Origin of the sequence: Granulicatella balaenopterae (assembly GCF_900111135.1) — a bacterium.
Lineage (GTDB): Bacteria > Bacillota > Bacilli > Lactobacillales > Aerococcaceae > Granulicatella > Granulicatella balaenopterae.
Map to the genome: position 1 here is coordinate 1 of NZ_FOGF01000074.1, position 2055 is coordinate 2055.

At 40.8% G+C, this 2055-nt stretch carries 1 protein-coding gene; it reads right to left on the bottom strand.

The features are described 5' to 3' along the window. Positions 1-2055: GA module-containing protein (locus tag BMX09_RS10150; RefSeq protein WP_177159607.1), on the bottom strand; the 2055-nt coding region annotated here is incomplete at both ends.

Consider the following 2055-nt stretch of genomic DNA (forward strand, 5'->3'; position numbering starts at 1 on the left):
TTCTGGTAGCCAGCCAATTGCTTTTTGGCCATCTTCTTTGTAGTAAAACCAGTTGCCATTTTCTTTAATCCAACCTCTTTGTTTGCTTGGTTTTTGTTCGGCAATGTGTTGGTCTGATAGGTTTTGCGCTTCGTCTATGATTGGGTCTAAGTTGTCGCCAACTTTTGTAGCGTCCAATTTAGTGTTGAAGTCGGCTTTTTCAGTATCTGTTAAACCTTCCATTGCTTCAATTTGTTTCTTAGCTTCTGCGACTTTTGCATCGTGTTCAGCTTGTGCTTGGTCGGCAATGTGTTGATCTGATAAGTTTTGCGCTTCTTCAATAATTGGGTCTAAGTTGTCGCCAACTTTTGTATTATCCAATTTAGTGTTGAAGTCGGCTTTTTCAGTATCTGATAAACCTGGCATTGCTTCAATTTGTTTCTTAGCTTCGGCAACTTTTGCATCGTGTTCAGCTTGTGCTTGGTCGGCAATGTGTTGATCTGATAAGTTTTGCGCTTCAGTAATAATTGGAGTTAAGTCTGTTCCGACTGTTGTAGCGTCCAATTTAGTGTTGAAGTCTGATTTTTCTTCGTCTGTTAAACCTTCCATTGCTTCAATTTGTTTCTTAGCTTCTGCGACTTTTGCATCGTGTTCAGCTTGTGCTTGGTCGGCAATGTGTTGATCTGATAAGTTTTGAGCTTCTTCAATGATTTGGTCTAAGTTGTCGCCAACTTTTGTAGCGTCCAATTTAGTGTTGAAGTCTGATTTTTCATCGTCTGATAAACCTGGCATTGCTTCAATTTGTTTCTTAGCTTCGGCAACTTTTGCATCGTGTTCAGCTTGTGCTTGGTCGGCAATGTGTTGATCTGATAAGTTTTGCGCTTCGTCTATGATTGGGTCTAAGTTGTCACCAACTTTTGTATTATCCAATTTAGTATTGAAGTCTGATTTTTCTTCGTCTGTTAAACCTTCCATTGCAGCGATTTGTTTTTTAGCTTCTACGACTTTTTTGTCGTGTTCGGCTTGAGCTTGGTCAGCAATGTGTTGATCTGATAGGTTTTGCGCTTCAGTAATAATTGGAGTTAAGTCTGTTCCGACTGTTGTAGCGTCCAATTTAGTGTTGAAGTCTGATTTTTCTTCGTCTGTTAAACCTTCCATTGCAGCGATTTCTTTCTTAGCTTCTGCGACTTTTGCTGCATGTGCTTGTTTTTGTTCCGCAATGTGTTGATCTGATAGGTTTTGCGCTTCGTCTATGATTGGGTCTAAGTTGTCGCCAACTGTTGTAGCGTCCAATTTAGTGTTGAAGTCGGCTTTTTCAGTATCTGTTAAACCTGGCATTGCTTCAATTTGTTTCTTAGCTTCGGCAACTTTTGCATCGTGTTCGGCTTGAGCTTGGTCAGCAATGTGTTGATCTGATAGGTTTTGCGCTTCTTCAATAATTGGGTCTAAGTTGTCGCCAACTTTTGTATTATCCAATTTAGTGTTGAAGTCTGATTTTTCTTCGTCTGTTAAACCTTCCATTGCAGCGATTTCTTTCTTAGCTTCGGCGACTTTTGCATCGTGTTCAGCTTGTGCTTGGTCGGCAATGTGTTGATCTGATAAGTTTTGCGCTTCAGTAATAATTGGAGTTAAGTCTGTTCCGACTGTTGTAGCGTCCAATTTAGTGTTGAAGTCTGATTTTTCTTCGTCTGTTAAACCTTCCATTGCAGCGATTTCTTTCTTAGCTTCTGCGACTTTTGCTGCATGTGCTTGTTTTTGCGCTGCTAAGTCTTCTGCTTTTTTGACAATCGCATCTAAGTCATCTCCGATTTGTGTTGCTTGTAGTTCGTCGATGAATTTTTGTTGTTCGTCGCTTGTTAAGTCGTCTAGAGCTTTGACTTTTTTGACAGCTTCTGCGACTTTTTTGTCGTGTTCAGCTTGTGGGTCGACTTTGGCTAGGCGGATAATGGCTGTTGTTAAGCCGTCCACTTTGATGCCATCCGTTGTTAATGTGACGCCTGTTGGATTTTCGATAGCTGTTAGGCCAGCAGTTTGTGCATCGGCAATCACATCACCTTTTAGTAGAGCTTTTTCTTG